The sequence below is a fragment of the Nonomuraea sp. NPDC005650 genome (genome assembly GCF_040605375.1).
Lineage (GTDB): Bacteria > Actinomycetota > Actinomycetes > Streptosporangiales > Streptosporangiaceae > Nonomuraea.
This window is the reverse complement of record NZ_JBEXCR010000002.1, coordinates 275,967-298,547: the sequence shown is the minus strand read 5'-3', so window position 1 is coordinate 298,547 and position 22,581 is coordinate 275,967. Positions and strand designations below refer to the sequence as shown.

Genomic DNA, 22,581 nt, shown 5'->3' with positions numbered 1-22,581 from the left:
CACCCCCCACCCGTTACGGGTACCTTAGAAGCATGCATGGGTACAGCGGAGACAAGCAGGCGTATCTGACGCGTCTCAGGCGGATCGAGGGTCAGATCAGGGGCCTGCAGCGCATGGTCGATGACGACGCCTACTGCATCGACGTGCTCACCCAGGTCTCCGCGGCCACGCGGGCGCTCCAGGCGGTCGCGCTGGGGCTGCTGGAGGAGCACATTTCCCACTGCGTGGCGGACGCGATCAACAGTGGCGGGCCGGAGGCCGACGCGAAGGTCAAAGAGGCGTCGGCGGCCATCGCGCGCCTCGTCCGCTCATAGTGCGGCGGTCCTCCTTCTGAAGGAGGACGTACCGAGGGATTAACTAGTTATGGGAAACCCCGGAAACCTTCTAACTAGGTCTCCGGGGCTAGTAATCGAGTTGATCCTTCAGCGGCTCGCCGAAGTCCGCAATCCGAGCGCGTCGTCGAGTTCGTCCAAGGTCAGCCGCCGCTCGCTGACAGCCACGGCCGTGAGCACCTCGGCGTAGAGCGCAATCTCGTCCAACGCGACACGGTCGTGGACCCGAGAGTCCAGGTCATCGTGCCCCACCGCGTCGTCCTTCCTTCCGCAGCCCACACCCTCTACGAGGTTACGGCGGCGACCCTTCTGGCGACATGGCCCATCGGAGTCATTCCTTTCCGCGCTACGGGCCCCCGCCGGGATCATTTCCCGATTGCGAGATCACAATTCGGAGAATGACCTGTTACTCAAGTGTTAGAACGATATAGGCGAAGTAAGGGATAAATATCGATATTTGTGGTTTAGGTGGGGTCTGTGTGGTTGTCGTCGCGTTCGTGGATGAGCCTGCGCACGAGCGCCGTCTGCCCGGCCAGCCCCCGCTCCGGCACCCTGGCCCCCGTCAGCCTGCCCCACGCGAGCCCCGTCGCGTACGCGGCCCCGAGCACGGCCGCGGTGCTCGTCCGGTCCGGCGGCGCGACCTCCAGCGCCGCCGCGGGCTTGGTCAGCACCTGACCCTGTACGGGGAAGCCGTCCGGCTCGGTCGACTCGCTCGCCGAGGTGCCGGTCAGCCCGGCGCGCTCCAGCTCCTCGTACGCGCGCCGGAGCCGGTGGTCCAGCCGGGCCGGCAACCGCCCCCTGGAGTCCGACAGGTCGGCCAGGAACGTGGCGGCGGCCATGGGCGGGTCGGGCATGAAAGCCAGCGCCTCCACCAGGTCGTAGACGGCGTGCGAGAAGGCCGCCTCCGGGTCGTTCTCGACCAGCAGGGCCCGGCACAGCCGCCGCGGGCACCGCTCCAGCCAAGCCGCGCGCAGGGCCTCGGCGTCCGCGTGGGTGTCGTCGAGCCCCGGCCGGCGCAGCATGGGCTCGACCATCGTCAGCAGGGCGAGCGCCCGTGGCCTGAAGCGGGTGTCGGACATCAGGATCTGGGCCGCGTCCGCCATGGTGGCGGCGAGCCTGAGCGCGGCCCGCGGCTGTCCGGCCCGCAGCCGCTCGGTCACGAGCGTGGCGAGGTCGAGCAGCGGCGGCGCGGGCAGCCAGCGCACCCACTCGTCGCCGGGCAGCGGCCGGCGCAGGTATTCGCCGAACACCGTGATCAGCCGCTCGTTGCCGTCGAACGCGGGCGCGTACGCGCACCACATGATCGTGCCCCAGACGGCCGCCACCGTGCTCGGCACGTCTGAGCCGAAGATCTCGTCGAAGGCCGTCAGCGGGTAGTCGAGCTCCGACTTGAGCCCGCTGGCCCGCAGGAGCACCCTGAGCCGCTCGGTGAGGTCCTCCGAGACGTCCGGGCCGATGAACGCCTGGGTGGAGCCGGGCTCGGCGTGGAAGTCGGGCCCGTACGGGATCACGTCCTCCGGCAGGACCGCGGCGGGATGCTGCACCTGGCGCACCCGGGTGCCCCTCGGCGGCGGCGCGAGATGCCAGCGGCCGTCGGCCGGATCGTGCAGGTGCCAGCGTGCGTGGACCCCGAAGAGCCACCTGTCGCCATCTGGGGTCACAAGTATTCTGGCGGCCAGCACGTGGGCCCGGTCGGGGACGGAAAGCCCTTGCCAGCGCGGGTCCGCGACCATCGCTCGGACCTCCGCCTCGGCGGAGGTGAACGCATCCCAGGGTCGCACGGGCGCCATCGTACTGGGAGCAGCCAAATCATCCATCGGCATTTCACGGCAGAATGACCGTTATGAGGGCGAAGGTAGTGGGGGTGCTGGCAGTGGCCGGCGCGCTCTCCGCGTGCGGTACGACCACGACGGCACAGCCGACCCCGACGGGTGCCGGCGTGCTCACGCTGGCCAAGGCCAAGGCACCGGAGCCCGGCGGTGAGGTGGGCGAGGCGTCCACGGAGTTCCAGAACGCGACGGACATGTCCATGTGGACCAAGCTGAGCGAGACGGAGAAGGACGTCGACCGGATCGCCAAGCTCGACGTCGACAAGACCGCGAAGGGCTCGCTGTATCTGGAGCCCAGGACCTCGGCCTGGTTCGACGGCTTCCGCGGCCCCTTCGTGTACCAGGAGCTGGCGGGCGACGTCCTCATGTACGCCAGGGTCAAGGTCGAGGGCAAGAAGGGCGGGCAGCCCAAGCGGAAGTTCTCGCTCGGGGGCCTGATGGCCCGCCAGCCCGGCTCGTACGCCAAGCCCAACTGGGTGTCGGTCACCACCGGCACGGCCGACCAGAGCGGCCAGGTCGAGGTGAAGTACACCCAGGACGGCAGCTCCAAACCCCAGGAGCTGGCCGTCAAGAGCGGCTGGGTGGATCTGGCGCTCGGCCGGGTGGGCCGCGTCTTCGTCGCGCTCTACCGGGAGGACGGCGGCAAGTGGAAGGTCGGCCGGCGCTGGCCGTCCAACCTCCCCGACGTGCTCCAGTGGGGCATCACCGCCTACACCGACTGGGACAGCTACAACCTGCTCAAGAAGGACGCGACCAAGGCCAACGCCAAGCTGGTCAAGGGCGTGCCCGACCTGAAGCTGACCGTCGACTTCGTCCGTTTCCTGCGACCTGAGCTGCCCGAGTACGCCGACGCGCTCAACACCGCCTCGGTGTCGGACGAGGTCCTGATCAAAGCGATGACGCCTGCCGGTGCCTGAGCGCCTTGGCCATGTAGTTGTCCGGCGTGCGGGCGAAGGACGCCCTGTCGTCGTCGGTGAGTTCGCGTACGATTTTTCCGGGAACGCCGGCCACCAGCACGCCGGACGGGATCTTCTTGCCCGGCCCGACGAGCGCGCCGGCGGCCACCAGGGTGCCCGCGCCGACGCGGGCGCCGCCCAGCACGATCGCGCCGATGCCGATCAGCGCGCCGGTCTCCACGTGGGCGCCGTGGACCATGGCTTTGTGGCCCAGGCTGACCCGGTCCTCCAGGATCGCCGGCTCGCCCGGGTCGGCGTGCAAGCAGCACAGATCCTGTACGTTGCACTCCTCGCCGATCTCGATCCGCTCGTCGTCCCCTCGGAGAACGGAGCCGTACCAGATGCTGGACGCCCGGCCCACCCGCACGCGGCCGACCACGACGGCACCGGGGGCTATGAAGGCCTCACGGTGTATGTCCGGGACTGCCCCGTTATCCAACGCTGCGATGTACATCCGAGCCATCGTAATTCCCCGTCCGGCTGTGGCGTTCCGGTTGCGGACGTGGGCAGATGGCAGGAAAGTCGTTTCCTGACGTCTCGTCGTCAGACCCTCACAACCCGCAATTTTCCCCCGCCTCACGCAAACCACCCTTAGGTAACCCCCATGATGAACCAGCACGAGAGCATTCCCGATCTGATGCAAGAGGACACCTTCGAGGTCGTGATGCGCGGCTACAACCGCCGTCAGGTTCACGACTACATGATCCGGACCCGTAACCAGGTAAGGGATCTGGAAGAGCGGCTGGCCCGGGCGATCGACCAGGCCGAGCAGGGCCGCATCGAGCTGGCGGAGGCCAGGCGGCGCATGGTCGAGGCGCCGCAGAGCTACGACGATCTCAGCCCCAGGCTCGCCCAGATCCTGCGGCTCGGCGAGGAGGAGGCCGCGGCCAAGCGGGAGGACGCCGAGGCCGAGGCCGCCAGCGTGCGCGACGCGGCCAAGTCGGAGGCCGACCGGCTGCTGGGCTCGTCCCGCGAGACCGCCGACAAGATCCTCACCTCCGCGCAGTCGGAGGCGGAGCGGCGCGTGAACGAGGCCACGCAGGCGGCGGAGCGGATGCTGGCCCAGGCGGGCGCGGACGCGGAGGAGCAGCTCGCGGCGGCCCGCACCGAGGCCGACGACCTGCTGCGCGACTCGCGCGCCGAGTCCGAGCGGCTGGTCTCGGCGGCCCAGACTGAGTCCGAGCAGATCATGCAGTCCGCCAACACGCAGGCCGAGCAGCTGGTGACCGGCGCGCGGAACGAGTCGGAGTCGATGCTGACCTCCGCGCAGCAGCGCACCGCCGCGCTCGACGAGCAGGCGGGGCGGCGGGTCGAATATCTGACCAACACGCACACGGAGGTCGTGCGGCGGCTGACCGAGGTCAGCTCCGTGCTCGGCGACCTCATGCGCACCGAGTCGGCGGCCGGGCCGCTGGTGCCCGACGCGGCAGCGCCCCCGGTCTCGCCCCCGGTCTCGCCGCAGGAGGACGTGCGGGTCATCGTGGAGGAGGAAGAGGAGGAGAAGCCCCTGGAGGAGGGCGGCGTCTCCGACGACACCGACATCCACATCGTCCGGCTGTCCGAGGTGCGCAAGTAGGCCACCCAGGCGGGCACGACTGGAGGCGTGCCCGCCCGGCTGGGACCGCCCCACAGCCGAGCGGGCGGTGAAAGCCTCCTGACCGCGCTGGGGAAGGGGCGCGCGGCCCGGAGGTGCAGGCGGTCCACCGAGCGGAAGCCCCCGCCCCCGATTGGGTCGGAGGCTTCCGCGTCTGTGGCCCCTCCTGTTGGTGGCCCGGTGCCGGGGCCGCCGAGACGCTGGACACGGCACCGGGCTGCTCTTGGACGCCGGCCGTGGGACGCGCCACGGCCGGCGTCATGGAGGTGCGGGCCCGGCTCTCCGCGGGTGCTGCCCACCGGCCCGCCTCTCCTGGTCCCGGAGCTGGCCGCGCAGGCCGTCCGGGTCGTCCGCGTCGATGGTCATCGCACATCCGGCGTCACGCTGCGTCGCGCTGAGCGGATGGTGTCTCGTGGCCCACCAGCGGCCGGCGTCGCTCCGCCAGATGGTCCATTGGGGGTATTCCCGGGCGATCTCGGCAAGGTGCCGATCAAAGGACATCGCTGTCAGCCTTTCCCGGGCCCCAGGCGAGGTTTCCATCTCCTTCGACGATGCGGCACTTCTCTAGAGACGTCAATGATCGTGGTGGACAGGTCCACCTTGCCTTGAACTAGGCATCGAAGTCGTACTGGAGTATGTATGCGGCGGAGTCGAGCACCATCTCGTTGAGCTCGACGGGCAGCCCGCCCGACGTGTACGCGGTCCTGGCGATCACGATGACCGGCGTGCCCCCCGGCAGGTCGAGCAGCGTGATCTCGCGGGGTGAGGGCATCCGGGCCCGTACCTCCTCGGTGAAGTGGGCCGGGGAGACGCCGAGGTCGCCCAGCCTGGCGTAGACGCCACCGGGTCCGGTGTCCGCGAGGGTGATCGCGCTGCCTTCGACCAGGTGCGCGGGGAAATACGAGGTGGCCAGCTGCACGGGCCTGGCGTCGACCGAGTAGCGGCGGCGGCGTACCCATACCTCGCCGCTCTCGAGGACGCCCGCCACCTCCTCGCTGGCTCGCTCCAACACCACTTCCACCAGGTCGACCGTGAAAGGCCGGCCACGCGTGTCGGCGTCCCAGATGGCCCGGCCCTGACCCCACTGCTCTCTCGACAGGCGACGTGAGCCGTGCCTGCGGATCGGTTTGAACAGCCGCACGTAAACCCCCGAACCTCGTTTGGGCACCGCCAGCCCTTCGTTGATCAGTACGGCAAGCGCCTGCCTGGCGGTGGCTCGTGCGATTGCGTATTCGGCCATCAACGCGTTCTCGCCCGGTAGTCGGTCCCCGTCGCGCAGTTCGCCGGACAGGATCCGGGCGCGGAGGCCGTCGGCGATGCGGCGATAGATAGGGGGCTCGTGGGGTACCGGGGATTCAGACAACTTTGATCACCCTCTGTCACCAACTGGGCTGTGGCGTCTCCAGAGAACTTGCCCCGTCTTGTCCACGATCGCACAGATAGAATGGTTGGTCGCGGCCTTCTTTTGAGCGGATCGTGCCCAAGTGGTGAATTCCGGCGGGTTTTAGCAGACCGTTATCGTGGAACGGTCCCGGCCGGTACCCGATCGGCCCACCAGCGGCGAGTAACCAAAGCGAAGATCACAGCGCCTGCCGTGTTCAGGAGCACATCGTCGACGGAGGAGAAACGGCCTAGTCGCAAGGCGTGCTGGAGGATCTCGACGATGACCGAAAATGCGGCAGCCACCGCCGCAACGCGCGCGAGAGAGGACATCGCGCGGCTGCGTACGGGGAGCAGCGCACCCAGTGCGGCGAACACCAGCAGATTGCCTCCGACCTGCACCAACACCGCCTCCCACGGCGCGCTGACCAGGTCGATGAGATCTTTGAACGGGACGAGGCTGACTCCGGTCTGACCGTTCGACGGGGTGAGGGTCATCCAGATCCACGGAGCCGTGCCGACCACTATGCCGACATCTGCGATAGCTGTGCGCAGTGGCGCCGGGTGGACGGCGTGGGCGCGGTGGCGGGAGAGCAGCAAGATTGCTAGCAAGGCCAGCGGAAGTGCAAAAGTACCAGCAATAATGACGTTTCCCCACAATTCCCACGTCCGCGCCATCCGACCATGATGACGATCGATCCGGGGTACCGGAAGATGTCTATCTGGACAGGGTCACCGGCAGGTGCTCGGACAGGAAGGCCGTCGCCACCTCCCAGGTGCGGGCGGCCGCCTCCGGGTGGTGGAACATCGGGGCCTCGCTGTTGTGGAAGGCGTGCCCGGCCTTCTCCTCGACGTGCATGACCACGTTCGGCCTGCCCTCGGCGGCCCGCTCGACGACGGCCACCCGGTCCCGCGGGATGTACGGGTCGCTGCCGCCGAACACCAGCAGGAGCGGCGCGGTGACGCGGTCCATGAGCCCGGTCGAGTCGGGCACGGCGGAGCCGTAGAAGGACAGGACCGCGGTCAGCTCCACCTGCGTGGCCAGCATGTAGCCGATCGAGCCGCCCAGGCAGAACCCGACCGTGCCGACCCCGCCCGCCACCTCGGGCAGCTCGCTCAGGTGGGCCGCCGTGAGCGCGCAGTCGGCCACCCCCTGCGCGAAGTCGAACCCGCCGGCCAGCTCGATCGCGGCCGCCGTGCCCTCGGGGGTGTGCTCGGCCCGCCAGTTGGGGTGCAGGCGCCAGAACAGGTCCGGCGCGGCCACCACGTAGCCGCGCGCGGCCAGGTCCAGCGCGACCTTCTCGATGTAGGGCCCCACCCCGTAGATCTCCTGGACGAGGAGGATGCCGGGGCCCGTACCGGTCTCGGGAAACCACAGGCGGACGTCGAAGCTGCCGTCGTGGGCAGCGACCTGATCGGTTCTGGTTCGCATGTGCAACAGCATCGCGCATGGCGCGGGCCGCGTTCCGGGGAGACGATGCGATCAGGAAGGTCCCGACGCACCCGTTGTCCGCCGATCGCCCGGCGATCTATACAGAGGGAGAAGAGGAGAGTGTTGTGCTGACCCATTTCATCGGTGGCGAGCCGGTGGGCGCGGGTAAGGCGTTCCCGGTCCACGACCCCGTGACGGGTGCGGTGATCAGGCAGGTGCACGAGGCCGACCCGGAAGTCGTGGACCGCGCGGTGCGCGCGGCCAGGGAGGCGGCCCGCGACTGGGCGGCGATGCCCGTCGGCGAGCGCGCGGGGTGGATGCGCCGCCTGGCCGAGGGCATCGAGTCCCGCTTCGACGACCTGGTGGACGCGGAGATCGCCGACACGGGCAAGCCGATCGAGCAGACCCGCACGCTCGACGTCCCGCGCGGCATCGCCAACTTCCGCGCCTTCGCCGAGATCGCCGCCCAGCGCCCCGACGAGGCCTTCCACCTGTCCGGGATGCTCAGCTACACCGTGCGACGGCCGCTCGGCGTGGTCGCGGTGATCGTCCCGTGGAACCTGCCGTTCCTGCTGATGACCTGGAAGCTCGCGCCCGCCCTCGTCGCCGGCAACACCGTGGTGGTCAAGCCGTCGGAGCACACGCCGGGCTCTGCGGCGATCTTCGCCGAGATCTGCGCGGACGCCGGGTTGCCCGCGGGCGTCGTCAACGTCATCTTCGGGTACGGCCCCTCCGGCCACCTCCTGGTCGAGCACCCGGGGGTGGACGCCGTGACGTTCACCGGCTCCACCAGGACCGGCAGCGCGATCATGAGCACGGCGGCCGAGCGGGTCAAACCGATCTCGTTCGAGCTGGGCGGCAAGAACGCGGGGCTGGTCTTCGAGGACTGCCGGCTCGACCGGGCGGTCGAGGGCACGGCGAAGTCGGTCTTCACCAACGGCGGCCAGGTGTGCCTGTGCACCGAGCGGGTCTATGTGCAGCGGTCGATCTTCGAGGAGTTCTGCGCCCGGCTGGCCGCCCGCGCGCAGGAGTTCGAGCCGCAGCCCATGATCTCGAAGGAGCACCGCGAGAAGGTGCTCTCCTACTACGCCTTGGCCCGCTCGGAGGGAGCCAAGGTGCTCACAGGGGGTGGCGTCCCCGCGTTCGGCGACAACCGCGATTCTGGATATTTCGTAGAACCGACGGTGGTGGCAGGCTTATCGGAGTGGTCCAGGTTCAACAGGGAAGAGATCTTCGGCCCCGTGTGCCATGTCGCCCCCTTCGACAGTGAGGCCGAGGCGGTCGATCTGGCCAACGGCAGCGAGTACGGCCTGGCCGCCACGCTCTGGACGGGTAACCTCGACCGCGCCCACAGGGTGGCGCAGCGGCTGGAGGCGGGTCTCGTCTGGGTGAACACCTGGTATCTGCGGGACCTGCGCACCCCGTTCGGCGGCGTGAAGCTGTCGGGCATCGGCAGGGAGGGCGGCGTCCAGTCACTCGACTTCTACTCCCAACCCACCACGATCACCATCAGACTGGAGCAGCCCGATGCATGACGAATGGTCCCAGGCCGTGGACATGCGGTCCCAGGTCGCCGACCGGCTGACCGAGGCCGCGAGTTCCGGCAAACCGTGTCCGCCGATCAGGGACCTGGTCAGTACGGTGGCCGAGGCGTACGCCATTCAGGAGATCAACACCCGGCGGGCGCTCGAAGCGGGGCGGCGGCTGGTCGGCAGGAAGGTCGGCGTGACCAACCTGCTGCTGCAGCGCCAGTTCGGCATCGACCAGCCGGACTTCGGCATGCTCTTCGCGGACATGTCCCACTGCGACGGGCTCGCCGTGCCCGTGGACGGGTTCCTGCAGCCGCGGGCCGAGGCCGAGGTCGCGCTGGTGCTCGGCAAGGACCTGGCCGGCGGGCCGTTCACGGCCGCCGACGTGCTCAGGGCCGTGGAGTTCGCGCTGCCCGCCATCGAGATCGCCGACTCGCGGATCGCCGACTGGGACATCTCGCTGGCCGACACGGTCGCGGACAACGCCTCGGCCGGCGCGTTCGTGCTGGGCAGCACCCCGGTCTCGCTGGCCGGGCTCGACCTGCGGGCGGCCCGGATGACGATGACCCGGGGCGGCGAGGAGGTCTCGACCGGCTCCGGCGAGCTGGTCATGGGCAACCCGCTCAACGCCGCCGTCTGGCTCGCCACCCGGCTCGGGCGCACCGACTACGCGCTGCGCGCCGGAGACGTGGTGCTGACGGGCGCGCTCGGCCCGATCGTGCCCGTCGGCCCGGAGGACGTGTTCGAGGCGCACATCGAGGGACTGGGCTCCGTCCGGGCGGTGTTCTCGAAGTGATCGAAAGCACCAGAGGGTTCCGGGTGCCCGGCAAGGCCACGCCCCGGGGCAGGTTCCCGCACGTCAAGCGGGCAGGCGACCTCCTGTACGTCTCGGGCACGAACTGCCGGCGCACCGACGGCACCTTCGTGGGCGTGGAAGTGGACAGGCACGGCTCGGCGAACCTGGACATCCGCGCTCAGACCAGGGCGGTCATCGAGAACGTCGGCGACATCCTCAAGGCCGCCGGAGGCTCGCTCGGCGACCTCGTACAAATCACCACCTATCTGGTCAACATGAACGACTTCAACGGCTACAACGAGGTCTACGCCGAGTTCTTCGACGAGGAGGGCCCCACGCGGGCCACAGTCGCGGTGCACCAACTCCCGCACCCCCACCTGCTCATCGAGATGCAGGCCGTCGCCTACCGTCCGCAGGAGCGGCCATGATCCCCGTCGTGGCCCGCGCAGAGTGAACCATGCGCGCATCCGTCCTGGGATTGGTGGTGCTGATGGCCGCCGGTTGCGGCGGGGCGGTGCCGTCCTCGGCCGCGGGCGAGGCTCCGGTCAAGGTCGGCGCGATCATCTCGCAGACCGGCGTGTACGCCGTGCTCGGCGACGACATGGAGGCCGCCATGCGCCTCTACCTGGACGACCACGCGGGACGCCTGGCCGGACGGCCGGCCAGGCTGGTCGTGGCCGATGACGCGGGCAACCCGGAGGAGGGCCAGAAGCAGGCCAGGCGGCTCATCGAGGACGAGGGCGTGGACGTGATCACCGGGCTGATCGCCTCGCCCGTCGCCGAGTCGGTGGTCAAGGTGGCGGGCCGCACGCCCGTGGTGATCGCCAACGCGGGCGCCGACGCGCTGGGCGGGCCCGACGTCTACCGCGTCTCGTACACCAACCACGCCCACGGCTACGCGGCCGGCCGGTACGCCGCCGAGCGCTACGGCAAGGAGGGCGTGGTGCTCATGGCCTCCGACTACTCCGCGGGCGCCGAGACGCTCAGGGGCTTCACCGAGGGATACGGCGCGCAGCCGCTCAAACGCATCCTGACGCCCTACGGCAGGGTCACCGACCTGGAGCCGTACTTCGCGCAGATCCCGCCCGGGACGAAGCTCCTGTACGCGTTCTACGCCGGCGGCGAGGCGGTCGAGTTCCTGAAGGGGTACCGGCAGCACGCCTCCAAGATCACGTTACTGGGCTGCCAGAACCTCACGGACGAGGACGTCCTGCGGGCCGTCGGCAGGGAGGCCGAGGGCATCACCACGGTCGGCATGTACTCGCCCGCGCTGGACAACCCGGACAACGCCGCGTTCGTGGCCCGGTGGCGGGCCAAGACCGGCCGCAACCCGTCCGCGGTCGCGCTCCAGAGCTGGGACGCCATGCGGCTCATCGACCGGGGGCTGGCCGCGAACGGAGGGCTGGCGGGAGTGGGCGAGCTGGGCGGGCCGCGCGGGCTGTTCCGGCTGGACGCGAACCACGACCCGGTGCAGAACTGGTACGTCCGCGAGTACCAGAATGGCGTGAACCGGATAGTCGCCACCATCCCCCCGCAACAGGAGTGAATCGTGGATCGCGAACAGTGCCTCGCCCTCGACGCCACCGACCCGCTGCGGGGATTCAAGGACGAGTTCGTGCTGCCGGAGGGGGTCGTCTACCTCGTCGGCAACTCGCTCGGCGCGCTGCCCCGCCGTACCGCCGAGCGGGTACGGCAGACGGTCGAGGACGAGTGGGGCGAACAGCTCGTCGGAGGCTGGAACCAGGCCGGCTGGTACGCGCAGCCGCTGACCGCGGGCGACCGGCTGGCCCCGCTGATCGGCGCGGGCCCCGGGCAGGTCGTGGTGGGCAACACCACCTCGATCGCGGTCTTCCAGGCGGTGGCGGCGGCGCTGCGGCTGCGCCCCGACCGCCGGGTGATCGTCTCCGACCTCCGGAACTTCCCCACCGACCACTACATGGTCCAGGGGCTGGCCGGGCTGCTCGGCGGCTACGAGGTGCGCGACTTCAGCGAGGGGCGCTTCGACGACGCGGCTGTGGTGCTGCTGTCGGAGGTCGACTACCGCACCGGGGCCCGCCATGACGTGCCGTCGGTCACCGCCCGGGTGCACGAGGCCGGCGCGCTGATGGTCTGGGACGTGTGCCACAGCGTGGGCGCCATGGACGTGGACGTCTCGGGGGCCGACTTCGCGGTGGGATGCACGTACAAGTACCTCAACGCGGGGCCGGGCGCGCCCGCCTTCCTCTACGTCAACCCGCGCCACCACGCCGCCGCCGAGAACGTGCTGTCCGGCTGGCACGGGCACGCCGAGCCGTTCGCGTTCGAGCCCGGCTACCGCCCGGCCGAGGGCGTCAGGCGGTTCTCGGTGGGCACCCCGCACGTGCTGTCGTTCGCGGCGCTGGAGGCGGCGCTCGACGTGTGGGAGCGGGTGCCGATGGACCAGGTCCGGGCCAAGAGCATGGCCTTGACCTCGCTCTTCGTGGACCTGGTCGGCGGCGCGCTGGAGCTGGCCTCGCCCGCCGACGCCGCCGCCCGCGGCAGCCAGGTGAGCTTCCGCCACCCCGACGGCTACCCGGTGATGCGGGCGCTGATCGACCGGGGCGTGCACGGGGACTTCCGGGCGCCGGACATCCTCAGGTTCGGCTTCGCGCCGCTCTACATCGGCTACGCCGACGTCCACCACGCCGCGACCACGCTGCTCGAAGTGCTGGACAAGGAGCTGTGGCGGGACGAGCGGTACGCCACCCGCCTGGCGGTCACCTGACCGGGTTCTCGTCCAGTTGCCTGACCGCCCGCTTCGGGGCGACGGCCCGGTAGCTCTCCTCCACCCAGTCGAGCAGCACGTCCGTCTCGGGCAGCTCCGCCAGGAACGGCACGGTCACCCACCCGGCCTTGCCGAGCCCGTGGCCGGTGGGCGCCGCCCCCTCGACGGTCAGCGCGTGGCCGTGGGCCTCCGAGAGCAGCTTCACGCTGAACATCGGGTCCCACTTCTCGGTCTGCTCCTCGATGCCGAGGAAGAGGAAGACCTTCTTGTTCGCCTTGATGACGGTCTCGCCCCACGGGTGCTCCTCGTGGGCCTCGGGCAGCCCGAGCGCGAAGGCGCGCAGCTCTTCCCGTACGTCGTGCCAGTCGCTCATCCGCGGAACTCCTCCAGTTTGCGCTCGATGCCTCCCCTGATCCTCTCCCTGGCCTCCATCCTGGGAACGCCGGACATGAGCAGGCGGTCGTAGTCGGTGTCGAGGTGCCTGATGGAGGCGATGACCGCCAGCGTGATGGCGTTCTCGTCGAGCGCCTTGGCCGCCGCCGTCCTGCCCACCCGGCCGCTGCCGCGCTGGGCCGCGTGCTCGGCGATCTCCCGGGCCCGCTCCCGGGGGCAGCCGGGGAACAGCCGGGCGATCTCGGCCGCCATCCTGGCCTGGAAGTCGACGTCCTGCTCGGCCCTGCGGACGCGGTCGCGCTCGCGGCGGCGCTCGCGCACCTCCTCGTCGGCCAGGCACCGCTCCTCCGCGGCGGCCAGCGCGGCCTCCTCCACCAGCAGGCCGAGGCGCTGGTAGACCTTGCGCCGCCGGTTGAACTGCACGACCACCGCCGCCAGGCCGCTCTCCTGCTTGGCCCGGCGGCTGAGCGCGGCGTTCCCGGCCGGCAGGAACACCAGATGGTCCATGTCCGCGCAGGTCAGGCAGTGCGACTCGTCCTCCTCCACGATCAGGTAGGGGCCGGTGTCGCCGCAGGAGGCGCACGTCCAGGCGGTGAGCGGGGCCACCGCCACCAGGTCGGGCACCTTGGGCTCGCTCAGCTTGCGGACCCTGGCCTCGCTGAGGTCGGGCGCGAGCCAGTGCACGCGGAACGGCTCCTGGCCGTCCCCGGAGGTGAAGCGCAGGTCGCGGCGGTCGCGGGTGCCGGCCACGTACGGGGAGTCCACCGGCCTGAGCCCCTTGGCCAGCGCCCACTCCTTCAGCAGGGCGGCCGTCGTGCGCAGACGGTCCTCGTCGACTGCCGCGAGCTCGGCCAGTGTGGCGGCCCGGCCCTGCCGCCAGGTGTCCACGTGCCTGGAGTGCAGCCAGCGCAGGCCCGTCACCACGTCGATGAACGTCACGTACTTCCGCGTGGTCAGCGCGACCTCGGCCGCCTCCGCGACTCTCCGCGCCAGATTGGGCTTGCTCATGGGCACCAGTCTCCCGCGCCTTTGTCGTGAGATGGGGAGACCGGCAGCTTTGCTTTTGCCCATTGCGGCAAGTAACACGTTCGGATCATCGGCCGTGCGGCCATGGAGGATATCGTGCGCCTGTTCTTGCCGGCCGTGCTCATGCTCGCCACCTCATGTGGCCTGGCTGAGGAGGGCACGCAGCCCGTCGTCACGGGCGCGTTCGGGACCAAGCCGGTCGTGGCCATTCCCAAGGGCAGTCCGGGCCCCACCCCGCGGATCACCGTGCTGTCGACGGGCAGCGGGCGGCGCACGCTGCCGGGTGACGTGGTCCTCGCCGACGTGGACATCCGGCGCTGGTCGGGCAACCAGCCGTACCTGAGCACGTACGACGGCCACCAGCCCACCTCGGTCGTCTTCGACGGCAGGCAGGTGTCGGAGACCTGGCGGCAGTCGCTCATCGGCCGGCCGGCGGGCAGCCGGGTCATGCTGGTCAGCCCCGCGGGCGAGGCCCTCGGCCCGGACGCGCCGCTCACGCCGACCGATCTCTCGCCCACCGACACGCTGGTGCTGGTCTTCGACATCCTGGGCGGCTACCCGCCCGACGCCCGGCTGGTCGGCCGCACCCTGCCGGTGATCCCGGCGGACCTCGTGCCGGGCTCGCCGCCGCGCACGCTCATCGACGGCTCCGGCGAGGACGTCGTGGCCGGTTCGAAGGTGGTGGTCCAGTACGTGACCGCGTCATGGCCCGGGCGGAAGGTCGTGGACTCGTCCTACCGGAGGGGCGGGCCGAGCGCGTTCACGCTGAAGGAAGGGGACGTGCCCGACGGGTGGCTGAACGCGCTCGTGGGCCAGCGGGTCGGGAGCCGGATAGCGGTTTCTTCGTTCGGCGACGAACCGTCACTCTACGTGATAGATGTACTGGGTACGGTTACCGTATGAGGGGGGCCGGGAGGGAGAATCCCGTGGACTTCACTATTCCCCCGGCCCCTCTGCTCTTGTCAGCCGCAGTGTTCGAACGGGCTGTCGTACGTCGAGGAGCCGGCCTTGCCGCCCCACTTCACGCACTTGCCGGCCGCCGAGGCGACCACCGGTCCCGCGTAGTAACCGAAGTTGCCCGAGTCGGTCTTTCTCGTACTTCCCTCCACCTCCAGGTAGGCCGACGTGGCGGTGGCCGTGCCGACGTTCTTGTACTTCAGCGTGGTCACGCAGTTGTTGCCGTTGGATGAGTTGTAGAGCAGGTAGACGGCGCCGTCCGTGCCGAGCGTGGCCGAGTCGATCACGTCGTAGCCCGAGCCGCAGACCTCCGTCGGGGTGTGCGGGTTGCCGCAGTTCTTCGAGGTCACCGACTGCTGCGGATACCCGAACGTGACGCCGTTGAAGACGGCCTTCTGGATGTTGGCCGGGTAGTCGGTGCCCAGCCGCACCTCGTAGTGCAGGTGGGGGCTGATGTTGTTGCCCGGCTTGCTGGTGTTGCCGACCGTGCCGATCTGCTGGCCCTGCGAGACCGCCTGGCCCTCGCTGACCGTACGGCTGTTCAGGTGGGCGTAGTAGGTGGTCCAGCCGCCGCCGTGGTCGATCTTGACGAGGTTGCCGTAACCGTTGGTCGAGCCCTGGTGCGCGGAGATCACCACGGTTCCCGCCGCGGCCGCCACCACGGTGTCGCCGAGGTCGGCGTCCGCGGTGCTGCCCCGGTTGAAGTCGATCTCCCACGACTGGTGCGCGCTGCTGTTGCTGGAGTTGCCCGTCCAGGTCTGGTTGCAGGGGAAGGGCAGTTGGAAGTTCGTGGCCAGGATCTGCGCGTCCGCCCCCGGCACGGGGTCGGCCGCGGCGACTGACGTCGTACCGAGGCTGAGTAACAAGGCGAGGCCCGCGACCATTGCTGCGCTGAGCTTCATGGGGTGATCCTTTCCCGTGGGATCTCTGAGACCCAGGGTCTGGACAAAGCGCACATGAATCGTCCAGAACCGATACAGGAAGTTGTCAGACCTCCGTAGAGGAGCCGATGTGTCGGTCACCTTCCACGTGCTCGGGCCGCTGGAGGTCCGTCGCGATGGCCGTCCCGTCCGGATCTCCGGCAGGAAGCCCCGCATGTTGCTGGCGACGCTGCTGCTCGACGCGGGCCGCGTGGTCGGCGCCGATCGGCTCGCCGAAGTGCTCTGGGCGCACCGCCCGCCCCGCTCCGCCCAGGCGAATCTCCGTACGTACGTCAGCTCGCTCCGCTCCGACCTCGGGCCCTCGCTCTTACGGGCCGACGGGGCCGGTTACGCGATCGACGTGGGCGGCGGCGCGCTCGACCTGCTGGAGTTCGAGGCCCTGGTGGACCGGGGCGAGTTCGCCGAGGCGCTCGCGCTCTGGCGCGGGGCGCCGCTGTCCGACCTGCCCGGCAGCCCCGTCTGGGACCGCCGCCTCGAACCCGTCCACCAGGTGCGCCTGCGTGCCGCCGAGGCGCTGATCGGGCGGCGGATCGAACGCGGGGACCACGAGGGGGCCGTGTCCGAGCTGCGCGGGCTGCTGGCCGAGCACCCGTACCGCGAGGACCTGTGGGGGCGGCTGATGCTGACCCTGCACAGGGGCGGCAGGAAGGCCGAGGCACTGCGCGCCTACGCCGCGGTCAGGGCCCAGCTCGTGGACGAGCTCGGCGTCGAGCCGGGGGCCGACCTGCGCGGGGCGTACGAGCTGATCCTGGCGGACGAGGCGCTGCCCGCGGTGCCCCGTCAGCTCCCGCCCGGCCTCCCCGACTTCACCGGCCGGGCCGGCGAGATGGGCGCGCTGGGCCGGCCGTTCGCCGTCGCGGTGATCTCGGGGCCGCCGGGGTCGGGCAAGTCGGCGCTGGCCGTGCAGGCGGCGCACGCGCTGTGCGACGCCTACCCCTCCGGGCAGCTCCACCTGGAGCTCGGCCTCCGGGAGCCGGGTGACCTGCTGGCCGAGGCGCTCAGGGCGCTCGGCGTTCCCGGCCTGCCGCCGACCGTGGGCGAGCGGTCCGCGCTGTTCAGGTCGCTGCTGGCCGGGCGGCCGATGCTGGTGCTGCTCGACGACGCCCGCGACGCGGACCAGGTGCGCCCGCTGCTGCCCGGCAACGGCAGCGCGGTGATCGTCACCAGCCGGCGCCGCATCACCGAGCTGCCGGGCGCGGTGCTGGTCCAGCTCGGACCGCTGGCGCCCGGCGAGGCGCTGTCCCTGATCGGCTCCATCGCGGGCGGGGACCGGGTGGCCCGCGAGCGCGAGGCGGCGCTGGCCATCGTGGCCGCCTGCGGCGGGCTGCCGCTGGCCGTCAGGAACGCGGGCACCCGCCTGGCCGCCCGGCCCGGATGGTCGCTGTCGGTGCTCAGGCAGCGGCTGGAGGACGACTGGCTCGGCGAGCTGCGGGACGTGCGGGTCAGCTTCGACGACGGGTACGCGCGCCTGCCCGCGGAGGCCGCCCGCACGCTCGCGACGTTCGGCCTGCTCGGCACGCCCGCGCAGCCCGGATGGGTGGTCGACGCGGCGCTCGGGCGGCACGGGGCCGACGACGTGACCGACCTGCTGGTGGACGTCAACCTGCTGGACCTGGTCGGCACCGACGCGGTGGGCCAGCCGCGCTACCGCGTCCCCGGCCTCGTCGGCCGCCACGCCCTCGAACGCGGCCGGTCACTCGCGCTCGGACGGGAGGGCGGCGGGCCCCGGCTGGAGGCGGTGGGCAGGGTGCTGGCGGCGTGGACGGCGACCGCGGAGCACGCCATGGCGCGGCTGCCGACCACCGTGTTCAGCCTCACCGCCGCCAGGGCGCCGCGCTGGCGGCTGCCCGGTCGCACGCTCGACCGGCTGACCGCCGACCCGGTCGCGTGGTTCGAGGCCGAGCACGAGACGCTGGCCCAGGCGGTGGACGTGGCGGCCGAGACGGGGCTCGCGGAGTCGGCGTGGGGGCTGGCCGCCGCCATGGTCCCGTACCTCGACCTGCACTGCCATCTCGGCACCTGGCGGCGCACCCACACGGCCGCCCTGGCCGCCGCCCGCGCGGCCGGCCACAGGTACGGCGAGGCCGCCATGCTCAGGGGCCTGGCGCAGGTCAGCCTCTACCAGGACCGGTACGAGGAGGCGGCCGAGGGCTTCACCCGCTCCCGCCGGATATTCGCCGACCTGGGGGACAGACGGGCCGAGGCCACCTCCATCTGCGGGCTCGGGGCCGTGACCCAGTTCCGCGGCCGGCCCGCGCTCTCGCTCTCCCATTTCAGGGACGCGCTGTCCATCTTCCTGGCCACCGGGGACCGGCACGGCGAGGCGTTCGCCCGCCAGGCCATCGGCCGGGCCTGCCTGAAGGCGGGGGACCTGGCGCAGGCGTCGGAGTCGCTCGGCCAGGCCATGCGGCTGGCCCAGGAGCTGGGGGACGCCCATCGGGAGGGCTGCGTGTGCCTCCAGATGGGGCACCTGCACCAGGCGATGTCGTTCCACCAGCACGCCCTGGAGATCTTCGAGTCGCTGGGGGACCGGCACTGCGGGGCGTACGCGCTGCAGAGCCTGGCCGGGCTGCAGGCGGCGCGCGGGGACCTGGCGCGGGCCTCCACCGGGCTGGAGCGGTCGCTGGAGATCTTCCACGAGCTCGGCGACCTCAGCGGTGAGGCGTCCTCCACGCAGCTGCTGGGCGAGCTGTACCGCTCGGCCGGTCGCACGGGGCTGGCGCGCACCTATCTCAGCCACGCCAGCGCGCTGCGCCGCAGCCTCCCCGTCTAGTGCTTCTCGTCGAGGTCCGAGCGGATCATGCTGTAGCGCACGCCGTCGTGCCACTGCCCGGCACGGAAGCCGGAGCCGCGGATGACGCCCTCGCGGGTGAACCCGGCCTTCTCCAGCGCCCGCTGCTCGGCCACGTTCGTGATCTCCGTGGACGCCTCGATCCTGTTGGCCGTCGAGTGGTCGAACAGGTAGCGCGCGAGCAGCCGCTGCGCCTCGGTGCCGTGGCCCCGGCCACGATGCTCCGGCGCCACGACCAACCCCATCGACCAGTAGTAGCTGGCGCGGTTGGCGACCTGCTTGCCCCACGCCACGAACCCCACCCGGTCGTCGCCGTCAGCGATGATCAACATGCCGCGGTCGTCCTCCAGCATCCCGTTGTCCGCCCAGCGCTTGCTCAGGTTGCGGGGGTTCTGGAAGCCGTACCACTGGAACTCGCCCGTGCTGTCGGGGTCGCTCGTGAGGCGGCGCAGGAAAGGCAGGTCGTCCTCTTCGACGGGACGCAGGCGAACGGTCATGATCGGGACACTAGACGACGTACGAGTCGCTTGAGCCGGGACTCCTGGAGCGGCGCGGCCTCAAGGGCGTCAAGGGCCTCCGCGGCGGTCGGGCGCTTGGCCGGGGAGTGGTCGAGCATCCTGCGCACGACCTCCGGCACGTCGGGGCCGTGGGCGTCGGCGCTGGTCGGGAACTGGCCCGTGAGGAGCTGGTAGGCGATCGCGCCGGCCGCGTAGACGTCGGAGGCGGTCGTCATGAGGTCGGGCCGCTCCTGGCACTCGGGCGCCACGTAGTGCGCGTCGAGCACGTTGCCCAGCTCGTGGGCGACGGTGTAGTTGCGCGGGCCCGGCTTGGCGTAGTCGAACCCGGTCAGCACCGCGTGCCCGTCGTCGGTGACCAGCACGGAGGCGGGGGTCAGGGCCCGGTGCACGACGCCGTGCGCGTGGGCGTGGGCCAGTCCGCGCAGCAGGTCCTGGATCACGCCCAGCCGGTCGCCCTGGCCCAGCGACAGCTGCAGCGCCTCGCCGTGCACGTCGTCCAGCACCAGCACGAACCGGCTCTCGTCGTCGATGGCGAAGAAGTCGCGCGAGCGCACCACGCACGGGTGCGGGGGGATCTTGGCCAGGGTCTGGTACGCGTTGGCGATGCGCTGCCGCTCGGCCGCCCGCGCGTGGTGGTCGGCCAGCGGGTCGGCCTGGTAGACGCGCAGCAATACGGTCTCGCTGCCCGGCAGCGTGACGTTGAACGCGCGATATTCGGTGATCTTGGTGTCGCCGCCGAGCTGCTCCTCGACCTCCCAGTTGCCGAACCTCGGCGGCGCGGTGCTGCGGCGTACGGTCTGGTTGAGGGCGTCGAGGATCGCGGTGAGGTACGGCTTGGCGTGCGGGCTGCAGCCGCGCCTGACCCTGGAGACGTCGCTCAGCGTGGCGAGCAGGCCGGGCAGGTCGGTGACGTTGACCGCGTCGCGCCCGGCCGGGTCGATCAGCTCGGCGTCGGGCGAGGAGAGCACGACCAGGCTGTCGACGTAGACCCGCTCCAGCTGGGTGGCCTTGGACACCAGCAGGCCCTTCAGCGCCTTGGCGGTGCCCCGCAGCTTGGCCACAGGAGAGCCGAACGCCTCCCTGCGCGGCGGGAACCAGCGCGTGCCCGACACCTCGATGCGGCCCCTGGTGCCCTTGACGTCGACGACCACGATCGAGTGGCCCGTCAGCACGATCAGGTCGACCTCGAAGACGTCGTGGCCGCGCGGAACCTCGATGTTGTGCAGCAGCAGCCAGTCGGCGGGCGCCTGGTCGCGCAGATAAGCGATCACCCGCCGTTCGGCGTCGTTGACCGGACGTCCCCCGCCGACGATCTCTGCCATGAGGAGTATCCTCCCACGATTGCGCGTTGACAGTATGCTGTCGTAATGACAAGATGTTGTCATGAAGGGAATCGTGCACCACGCCGTTTATGACACGTTCGCCGACTGGGAGACCGGGCACGCGACCGCGCACCTGCGCAACGGGCGCTACCAGCGCGAGCCGGGCGGCTACGAGATCGTCACCGTGGGCCTCACCACGGACCCCGTCGTCAGCATGGGCGGGCTGCGCGTCACCCCTGACCTGGCGCTCGACCAGCTCTCACCCGAGTCGAGTGCGCTGCTCATCCTGCCCGGGGCCGACCTGTGGGACGCCGGCCCTTCGCTGGCGCCGTTCGCCGCCAAGGCCGGGGAGTTCCTGGCCGCGGGCGTGCCGGTGGCGGCCATCTGCGGCGCCACCGCCGGGCTCGCCCGCGAAGGGTTGCTGGACGGGCGCGACCACACGAGCGCGGTGCTGCAGTATCTGGCGGCGCAGGAGGGTTACGGGGGCGCCGAGCACTACCTCGACCGGGACGCGGTGCTCGGGGGCGACCTCGTCACGGCGGGTCCCACGGAGCCGGTGGCGTTCGCGCGGGAGATCTTCCGCCGGCTCGACGTCTACCGTCCGGAGGTGCTGGATGCGTGGTTCCGGCTGTTCGGGAGCAGCGACGCGTCGGCGTTCGAGGTGTTGATGGCGGCATGACCGACTCGTCCTCGTCCTCGGCGGAGCTGCTTTCGGGTCTGGCGCTGGGCTCCTTCCGGCTCAACGGGCAGTTCCTCCAGGTGGCGGAGGGGCTGGCCCGCCCGGCGGAGATGACGGCGGCCTGGTGGCAGGTGCTCGGGGCGGTCCTGCGGGATCCGCTCCCGGTGGCCGGGGTGGCCCGCGTCATGGGGATGACCAGGCAGGGGGTGCAGCGGATCGCGGACCTGCTGGTGGAGCGGGGGCTGGCCGAATACCAGCCCAACCCGGCGCACCGGCGCGCCAAGCTCCTCCAGCCCACGCCCGCCGGGCGCGAGGCCATCGCCAAGATCACGCCCGGTCACCAGGCGTTCGCCGATCGGCTGGTGGAGGAGCTGGGGGCGGACGCGGCCCGCGACTGCCTCGCCGCCCTCCACCGCCTCTCCACCGCCCTGGACCACCTCACCACCCCGCCGTAAGCGGCCAGGGTGGCGCGGAGGCGGCCGACGGCGGGGTGGGTGGCCGGTTGGGTGACGGGCCGGGTGGCGGGTCAAGTGGCGGGTCGGATGGGGAGGCGGATGGGGAATTGGGTGGTGGGGTGGATGGGGAGGTGGGTGGTGGGGTGGAATTCATGGTCGTTTTTGTATCCCGGCGCACGTACAACCATCATCCGAGTTTGCGCCGGGGTTTGAAGACCGACAGTGTGGTCGCGGTCATCAGCATGGCGATCTGCGTCCCCAGCGCGGCCACCTGCCCCCACTGGCGAGTGGCGGGGACCGCGGCGCCGCCTTCGGTGGCGGCCGCCATTCCCTCGGGATCGAACAGGAACATGCCCACGCAGATCACGGCCACCAGCAGTACCAGCTTGGCCGCCACCCAGTAATAGCGAAACAGCCCCCAATGGCTGGTCAGACCCAGTGTGATGCCGGTGATCAATGCGGTGAGGCTGAGCGGTATGCCGCCCGCGAAGACCAACGCGGGCATCAGCCGATAGGCCGCGTGCGCCAGCTCCGCGTCCTTTGTCAGCGCCGCCGCCGTATTCAGCACGACCAGGCCCCACACCTCGCCGATCAACGCCACGGACGCGATGACATGGATAACCATGACCGTCTTGCGGATACGCGGCCGCATCGATCTCACCTCCGTTTTGCGGGAACTCGGCGGCCATCCTCGCCGTTTTGTTCGCCCCGCGCGTCAGCCTCAGGAGGGCGCTGCGGGTACGCCGGGAGGCGTAGGAGCGATTCTCAAGTTTCGGGTGATCGTTCCCTAAAAGGCGGTGCACGGTCGGCCCATCAGGTGCGTGCCGAGCCAAACTAAATCCCGCTGTCCGGGCAGCCGCGTTCGCGTGTGCGTAGCACTTCGTCGACGGGAATGAAAACTCGGCGCC

Annotated in this window: 23 protein-coding genes; 12 read left to right on the top strand and 11 right to left on the bottom strand. The window is 70.7% G+C overall.

Features of this window, described 5'->3' with window-relative positions; translation table 11 throughout:
• The first annotated feature begins 32 nt into the window (after positions 1 to 32).
• Entirely contained in the window at positions 33 to 314 is a 282-nt protein-coding gene (locus ABZS69_RS04170; RefSeq protein WP_138670633.1) for a metal-sensitive transcriptional regulator, read from the top strand.
• A gap of 482 nt (positions 315 to 796) precedes the next feature.
• On the opposite strand, the gene ABZS69_RS04165 is transcribed toward ABZS69_RS04170, so the two are convergent.
• Positions 797 to 2,122 (bottom strand): hypothetical protein, encoded by a 1,326-nt coding sequence (locus tag ABZS69_RS04165; RefSeq protein ID WP_355366158.1) that lies wholly within the window; start codon positions 2,120 to 2,122, stop codon positions 797 to 799.
• Positions 2,123 to 2,175: 53 nt separating this feature from the next.
• Between ABZS69_RS04165 and ABZS69_RS04160 the strand changes: the two genes are divergently transcribed.
• The gene (locus ABZS69_RS04160) at positions 2,176 to 3,078 is read left to right on the top strand and encodes a hypothetical protein (protein WP_355366155.1); all 903 of its coding nucleotides are present in this window, start codon (positions 2,176 to 2,178) and stop codon (positions 3,076 to 3,078) included.
• On the opposite strand, the gene ABZS69_RS04155 is transcribed toward ABZS69_RS04160, so the two are convergent.
• Positions 3,050 to 3,571: a gamma carbonic anhydrase family protein gene (locus ABZS69_RS04155; protein WP_355366152.1), complete on the bottom strand. Its 522-nt coding sequence runs from the start codon at positions 3,569 to 3,571 to the stop codon at positions 3,050 to 3,052. The genes ABZS69_RS04160 and ABZS69_RS04155 overlap by 29 nt on opposite strands.
• A 150-nt stretch (positions 3,572 to 3,721) precedes the next feature.
• On the opposite strand from ABZS69_RS04155, the gene ABZS69_RS04150 reads away from it, so the two are divergent.
• Positions 3,722 to 4,693, top strand: coding sequence for a hypothetical protein (locus ABZS69_RS04150; RefSeq protein ID WP_355366149.1), 972 nt, complete (start codon positions 3,722 to 3,724; stop codon positions 4,691 to 4,693).
• Between the two features lie 628 nt (positions 4,694 to 5,321).
• On the opposite strand, the gene ABZS69_RS04145 is transcribed toward ABZS69_RS04150, so the two are convergent.
• The 3 genes from ABZS69_RS04145 to ABZS69_RS04135 all read right to left on the bottom strand — a co-directional run bounded on the left by ABZS69_RS04145 (position 5,322) and on the right by ABZS69_RS04135 (position 7,523).
• Positions 5,322 to 6,074: a GntR family transcriptional regulator gene (locus ABZS69_RS04145; protein WP_355366146.1), complete on the bottom strand. Its 753-nt coding sequence runs from the start codon at positions 6,072 to 6,074 to the stop codon at positions 5,322 to 5,324.
• A 152-nt stretch (positions 6,075 to 6,226) separates the two neighbouring features.
• Positions 6,227 to 6,769, bottom strand: coding sequence for a VanZ family protein (locus ABZS69_RS04140; protein ID WP_355366143.1), 543 nt, complete (start codon positions 6,767 to 6,769; stop codon positions 6,227 to 6,229).
• A gap of 40 nt (positions 6,770 to 6,809) precedes the next feature.
• The gene (locus tag ABZS69_RS04135) at positions 6,810 to 7,523 is read right to left on the bottom strand and encodes a dienelactone hydrolase family protein (RefSeq protein WP_355366140.1); all 714 of its coding nucleotides are present in this window, start codon (positions 7,521 to 7,523) and stop codon (positions 6,810 to 6,812) included.
• 125 nt (positions 7,524 to 7,648) lie between these two features.
• On the opposite strand from ABZS69_RS04135, the gene ABZS69_RS04130 reads away from it, so the two are divergent.
• From ABZS69_RS04130 to kynU, 5 genes are read left to right on the top strand one after another with little or no spacing between them, the layout of a single operon-like run.
• A complete protein-coding gene (locus tag ABZS69_RS04130; RefSeq protein WP_355366137.1) occupies positions 7,649 to 9,058 on the top strand; it encodes an aldehyde dehydrogenase family protein in 1,410 nt (469 codons plus the stop codon).
• A complete protein-coding gene (locus ABZS69_RS04125; RefSeq protein WP_355366134.1) occupies positions 9,051 to 9,848 on the top strand; it encodes a fumarylacetoacetate hydrolase family protein in 798 nt (265 codons plus the stop codon). Before ABZS69_RS04130 ends, ABZS69_RS04125 begins: the two co-directional genes overlap by 8 nt.
• Positions 9,845 to 10,276, top strand: a complete 432-nt coding sequence (locus ABZS69_RS04120) for a RidA family protein (RefSeq protein WP_355366131.1) — start codon at positions 9,845 to 9,847, stop codon at positions 10,274 to 10,276. Before ABZS69_RS04125 ends, ABZS69_RS04120 begins: the two co-directional genes overlap by 4 nt.
• A gap of 29 nt (positions 10,277 to 10,305) precedes the next feature.
• Positions 10,306 to 11,394, top strand: a complete 1,089-nt coding sequence (locus ABZS69_RS04115) for an ABC transporter substrate-binding protein (protein ID WP_355366128.1) — start codon at positions 10,306 to 10,308, stop codon at positions 11,392 to 11,394.
• Positions 11,395 to 12,591: a kynureninase gene (gene kynU, locus ABZS69_RS04110; RefSeq protein ID WP_355366914.1), complete on the top strand. Its 1,197-nt coding sequence runs from the start codon at positions 11,395 to 11,397 to the stop codon at positions 12,589 to 12,591.
• Here kynU and ABZS69_RS04105 read toward each other — a convergent pair.
• Positions 12,584 to 12,964: an MmcQ/YjbR family DNA-binding protein gene (locus ABZS69_RS04105; protein WP_355366125.1), complete on the bottom strand. Its 381-nt coding sequence runs from the start codon at positions 12,962 to 12,964 to the stop codon at positions 12,584 to 12,586. The genes kynU and ABZS69_RS04105 overlap by 8 nt on opposite strands.
• The gene (locus ABZS69_RS04100) at positions 12,961 to 13,992 is read right to left on the bottom strand and encodes a DUF2293 domain-containing protein (RefSeq protein WP_355366122.1); all 1,032 of its coding nucleotides are present in this window, start codon (positions 13,990 to 13,992) and stop codon (positions 12,961 to 12,963) included. Before ABZS69_RS04100 ends, ABZS69_RS04105 begins: the two co-directional genes overlap by 4 nt.
• Before the next feature lie 114 nt (positions 13,993 to 14,106).
• On the opposite strand from ABZS69_RS04100, the gene ABZS69_RS04095 reads away from it, so the two are divergent.
• A complete protein-coding gene (locus ABZS69_RS04095; protein WP_355366119.1) occupies positions 14,107 to 14,913 on the top strand; it encodes an FKBP-type peptidyl-prolyl cis-trans isomerase in 807 nt (268 codons plus the stop codon).
• A gap of 59 nt (positions 14,914 to 14,972) precedes the next feature.
• On the opposite strand, the gene ABZS69_RS04090 is transcribed toward ABZS69_RS04095, so the two are convergent.
• On the bottom strand, positions 14,973 to 15,869 hold the full coding sequence (locus ABZS69_RS04090; RefSeq protein WP_355366116.1) for a M23 family metallopeptidase: 897 nt from the start codon (positions 15,867 to 15,869) through the stop codon (positions 14,973 to 14,975).
• A 109-nt stretch (positions 15,870 to 15,978) separates the two neighbouring features.
• Between ABZS69_RS04090 and ABZS69_RS04085 the strand changes: the two genes are divergently transcribed.
• The gene (locus ABZS69_RS04085) at positions 15,979 to 18,681 is read left to right on the top strand and encodes a BTAD domain-containing putative transcriptional regulator (RefSeq protein ID WP_355366113.1); all 2,703 of its coding nucleotides are present in this window, start codon (positions 15,979 to 15,981) and stop codon (positions 18,679 to 18,681) included.
• On the opposite strand, the gene ABZS69_RS04080 is transcribed toward ABZS69_RS04085, so the two are convergent.
• Together ABZS69_RS04080 and ABZS69_RS04075 are read right to left on the bottom strand one after the other, a co-directional pair.
• On the bottom strand, positions 18,678 to 19,196 hold the full coding sequence (locus ABZS69_RS04080) for a GNAT family protein (RefSeq protein WP_355366108.1): 519 nt from the start codon (positions 19,194 to 19,196) through the stop codon (positions 18,678 to 18,680). The genes ABZS69_RS04085 and ABZS69_RS04080 overlap by 4 nt on opposite strands.
• Positions 19,193 to 20,539, bottom strand: coding sequence for an NERD domain-containing protein (locus ABZS69_RS04075; protein ID WP_355366105.1), 1,347 nt, complete (start codon positions 20,537 to 20,539; stop codon positions 19,193 to 19,195). Before ABZS69_RS04075 ends, ABZS69_RS04080 begins: the two co-directional genes overlap by 4 nt.
• Before the next feature lie 61 nt (positions 20,540 to 20,600).
• On the opposite strand from ABZS69_RS04075, the gene ABZS69_RS04070 reads away from it, so the two are divergent.
• Together ABZS69_RS04070 and ABZS69_RS04065 are read left to right on the top strand one after the other, a co-directional pair.
• Positions 20,601 to 21,218: a type 1 glutamine amidotransferase family protein gene (locus ABZS69_RS04070; RefSeq protein ID WP_355366102.1), complete on the top strand. Its 618-nt coding sequence runs from the start codon at positions 20,601 to 20,603 to the stop codon at positions 21,216 to 21,218.
• A complete protein-coding gene (locus tag ABZS69_RS04065) occupies positions 21,215 to 21,673 on the top strand; it encodes a MarR family winged helix-turn-helix transcriptional regulator (protein WP_355366099.1) in 459 nt (152 codons plus the stop codon). Before ABZS69_RS04070 ends, ABZS69_RS04065 begins: the two co-directional genes overlap by 4 nt.
• Before the next feature lie 187 nt (positions 21,674 to 21,860).
• Here the strand turns inward: ABZS69_RS04065 and ABZS69_RS04060 are convergent, their stop codons facing one another.
• Positions 21,861 to 22,325, bottom strand: a complete 465-nt coding sequence (locus tag ABZS69_RS04060) for a hypothetical protein (protein WP_355366096.1) — start codon at positions 22,323 to 22,325, stop codon at positions 21,861 to 21,863.
• Positions 22,326 to 22,581 lie beyond the last annotated feature (256 nt).

Excerpts from the sequence above, each read along its gene's own strand:
- ABZS69_RS04170 (WP_138670633.1), top strand. The coding sequence starts at position 33 with ATGCATGGGTACAGCGGAGACAAGCAGGCGTATCTGACGCGTCTCAGG.
- ABZS69_RS04165 (WP_355366158.1), bottom strand. The coding sequence starts at position 2,122 with ATGGCGCCCGTGCGACCCTGGGATGCGTTCACCTCCGCCGAGGCGGAG.
- ABZS69_RS04160 (WP_355366155.1), top strand. The coding sequence starts at position 2,176 with ATGAGGGCGAAGGTAGTGGGGGTGCTGGCAGTGGCCGGCGCGCTCTCC.
- ABZS69_RS04155 (WP_355366152.1), bottom strand. The coding sequence starts at position 3,571 with ATGTACATCGCAGCGTTGGATAACGGGGCAGTCCCGGACATACACCGT.
- ABZS69_RS04150 (WP_355366149.1), top strand. The coding sequence starts at position 3,722 with ATGATGAACCAGCACGAGAGCATTCCCGATCTGATGCAAGAGGACACC.
- ABZS69_RS04140 (WP_355366143.1), bottom strand. The coding sequence starts at position 6,769 with ATGGCGCGGACGTGGGAATTGTGGGGAAACGTCATTATTGCTGGTACT.
- ABZS69_RS04135 (WP_355366140.1), bottom strand. The coding sequence starts at position 7,523 with ATGCGAACCAGAACCGATCAGGTCGCTGCCCACGACGGCAGCTTCGAC.
- ABZS69_RS04125 (WP_355366134.1), top strand. The coding sequence starts at position 9,051 with ATGCATGACGAATGGTCCCAGGCCGTGGACATGCGGTCCCAGGTCGCC.
- ABZS69_RS04115 (WP_355366128.1), top strand. The coding sequence starts at position 10,306 with ATGCGCGCATCCGTCCTGGGATTGGTGGTGCTGATGGCCGCCGGTTGC.
- ABZS69_RS04105 (WP_355366125.1), bottom strand. The coding sequence starts at position 12,964 with ATGAGCGACTGGCACGACGTACGGGAAGAGCTGCGCGCCTTCGCGCTC.
- ABZS69_RS04100 (WP_355366122.1), bottom strand. The coding sequence starts at position 13,992 with ATGAGCAAGCCCAATCTGGCGCGGAGAGTCGCGGAGGCGGCCGAGGTC.
- ABZS69_RS04090 (WP_355366116.1), bottom strand. The coding sequence starts at position 15,869 with ATGAAGCTCAGCGCAGCAATGGTCGCGGGCCTCGCCTTGTTACTCAGC.
- ABZS69_RS04080 (WP_355366108.1), bottom strand. The coding sequence starts at position 19,196 with ATGACCGTTCGCCTGCGTCCCGTCGAAGAGGACGACCTGCCTTTCCTG.
- ABZS69_RS04075 (WP_355366105.1), bottom strand. The coding sequence starts at position 20,539 with ATGGCAGAGATCGTCGGCGGGGGACGTCCGGTCAACGACGCCGAACGG.
- ABZS69_RS04070 (WP_355366102.1), top strand. The coding sequence starts at position 20,601 with ATGAAGGGAATCGTGCACCACGCCGTTTATGACACGTTCGCCGACTGG.
- ABZS69_RS04065 (WP_355366099.1), top strand. The coding sequence starts at position 21,215 with ATGACCGACTCGTCCTCGTCCTCGGCGGAGCTGCTTTCGGGTCTGGCG.
- ABZS69_RS04060 (WP_355366096.1), bottom strand. The coding sequence starts at position 22,325 with ATGCGGCCGCGTATCCGCAAGACGGTCATGGTTATCCATGTCATCGCG.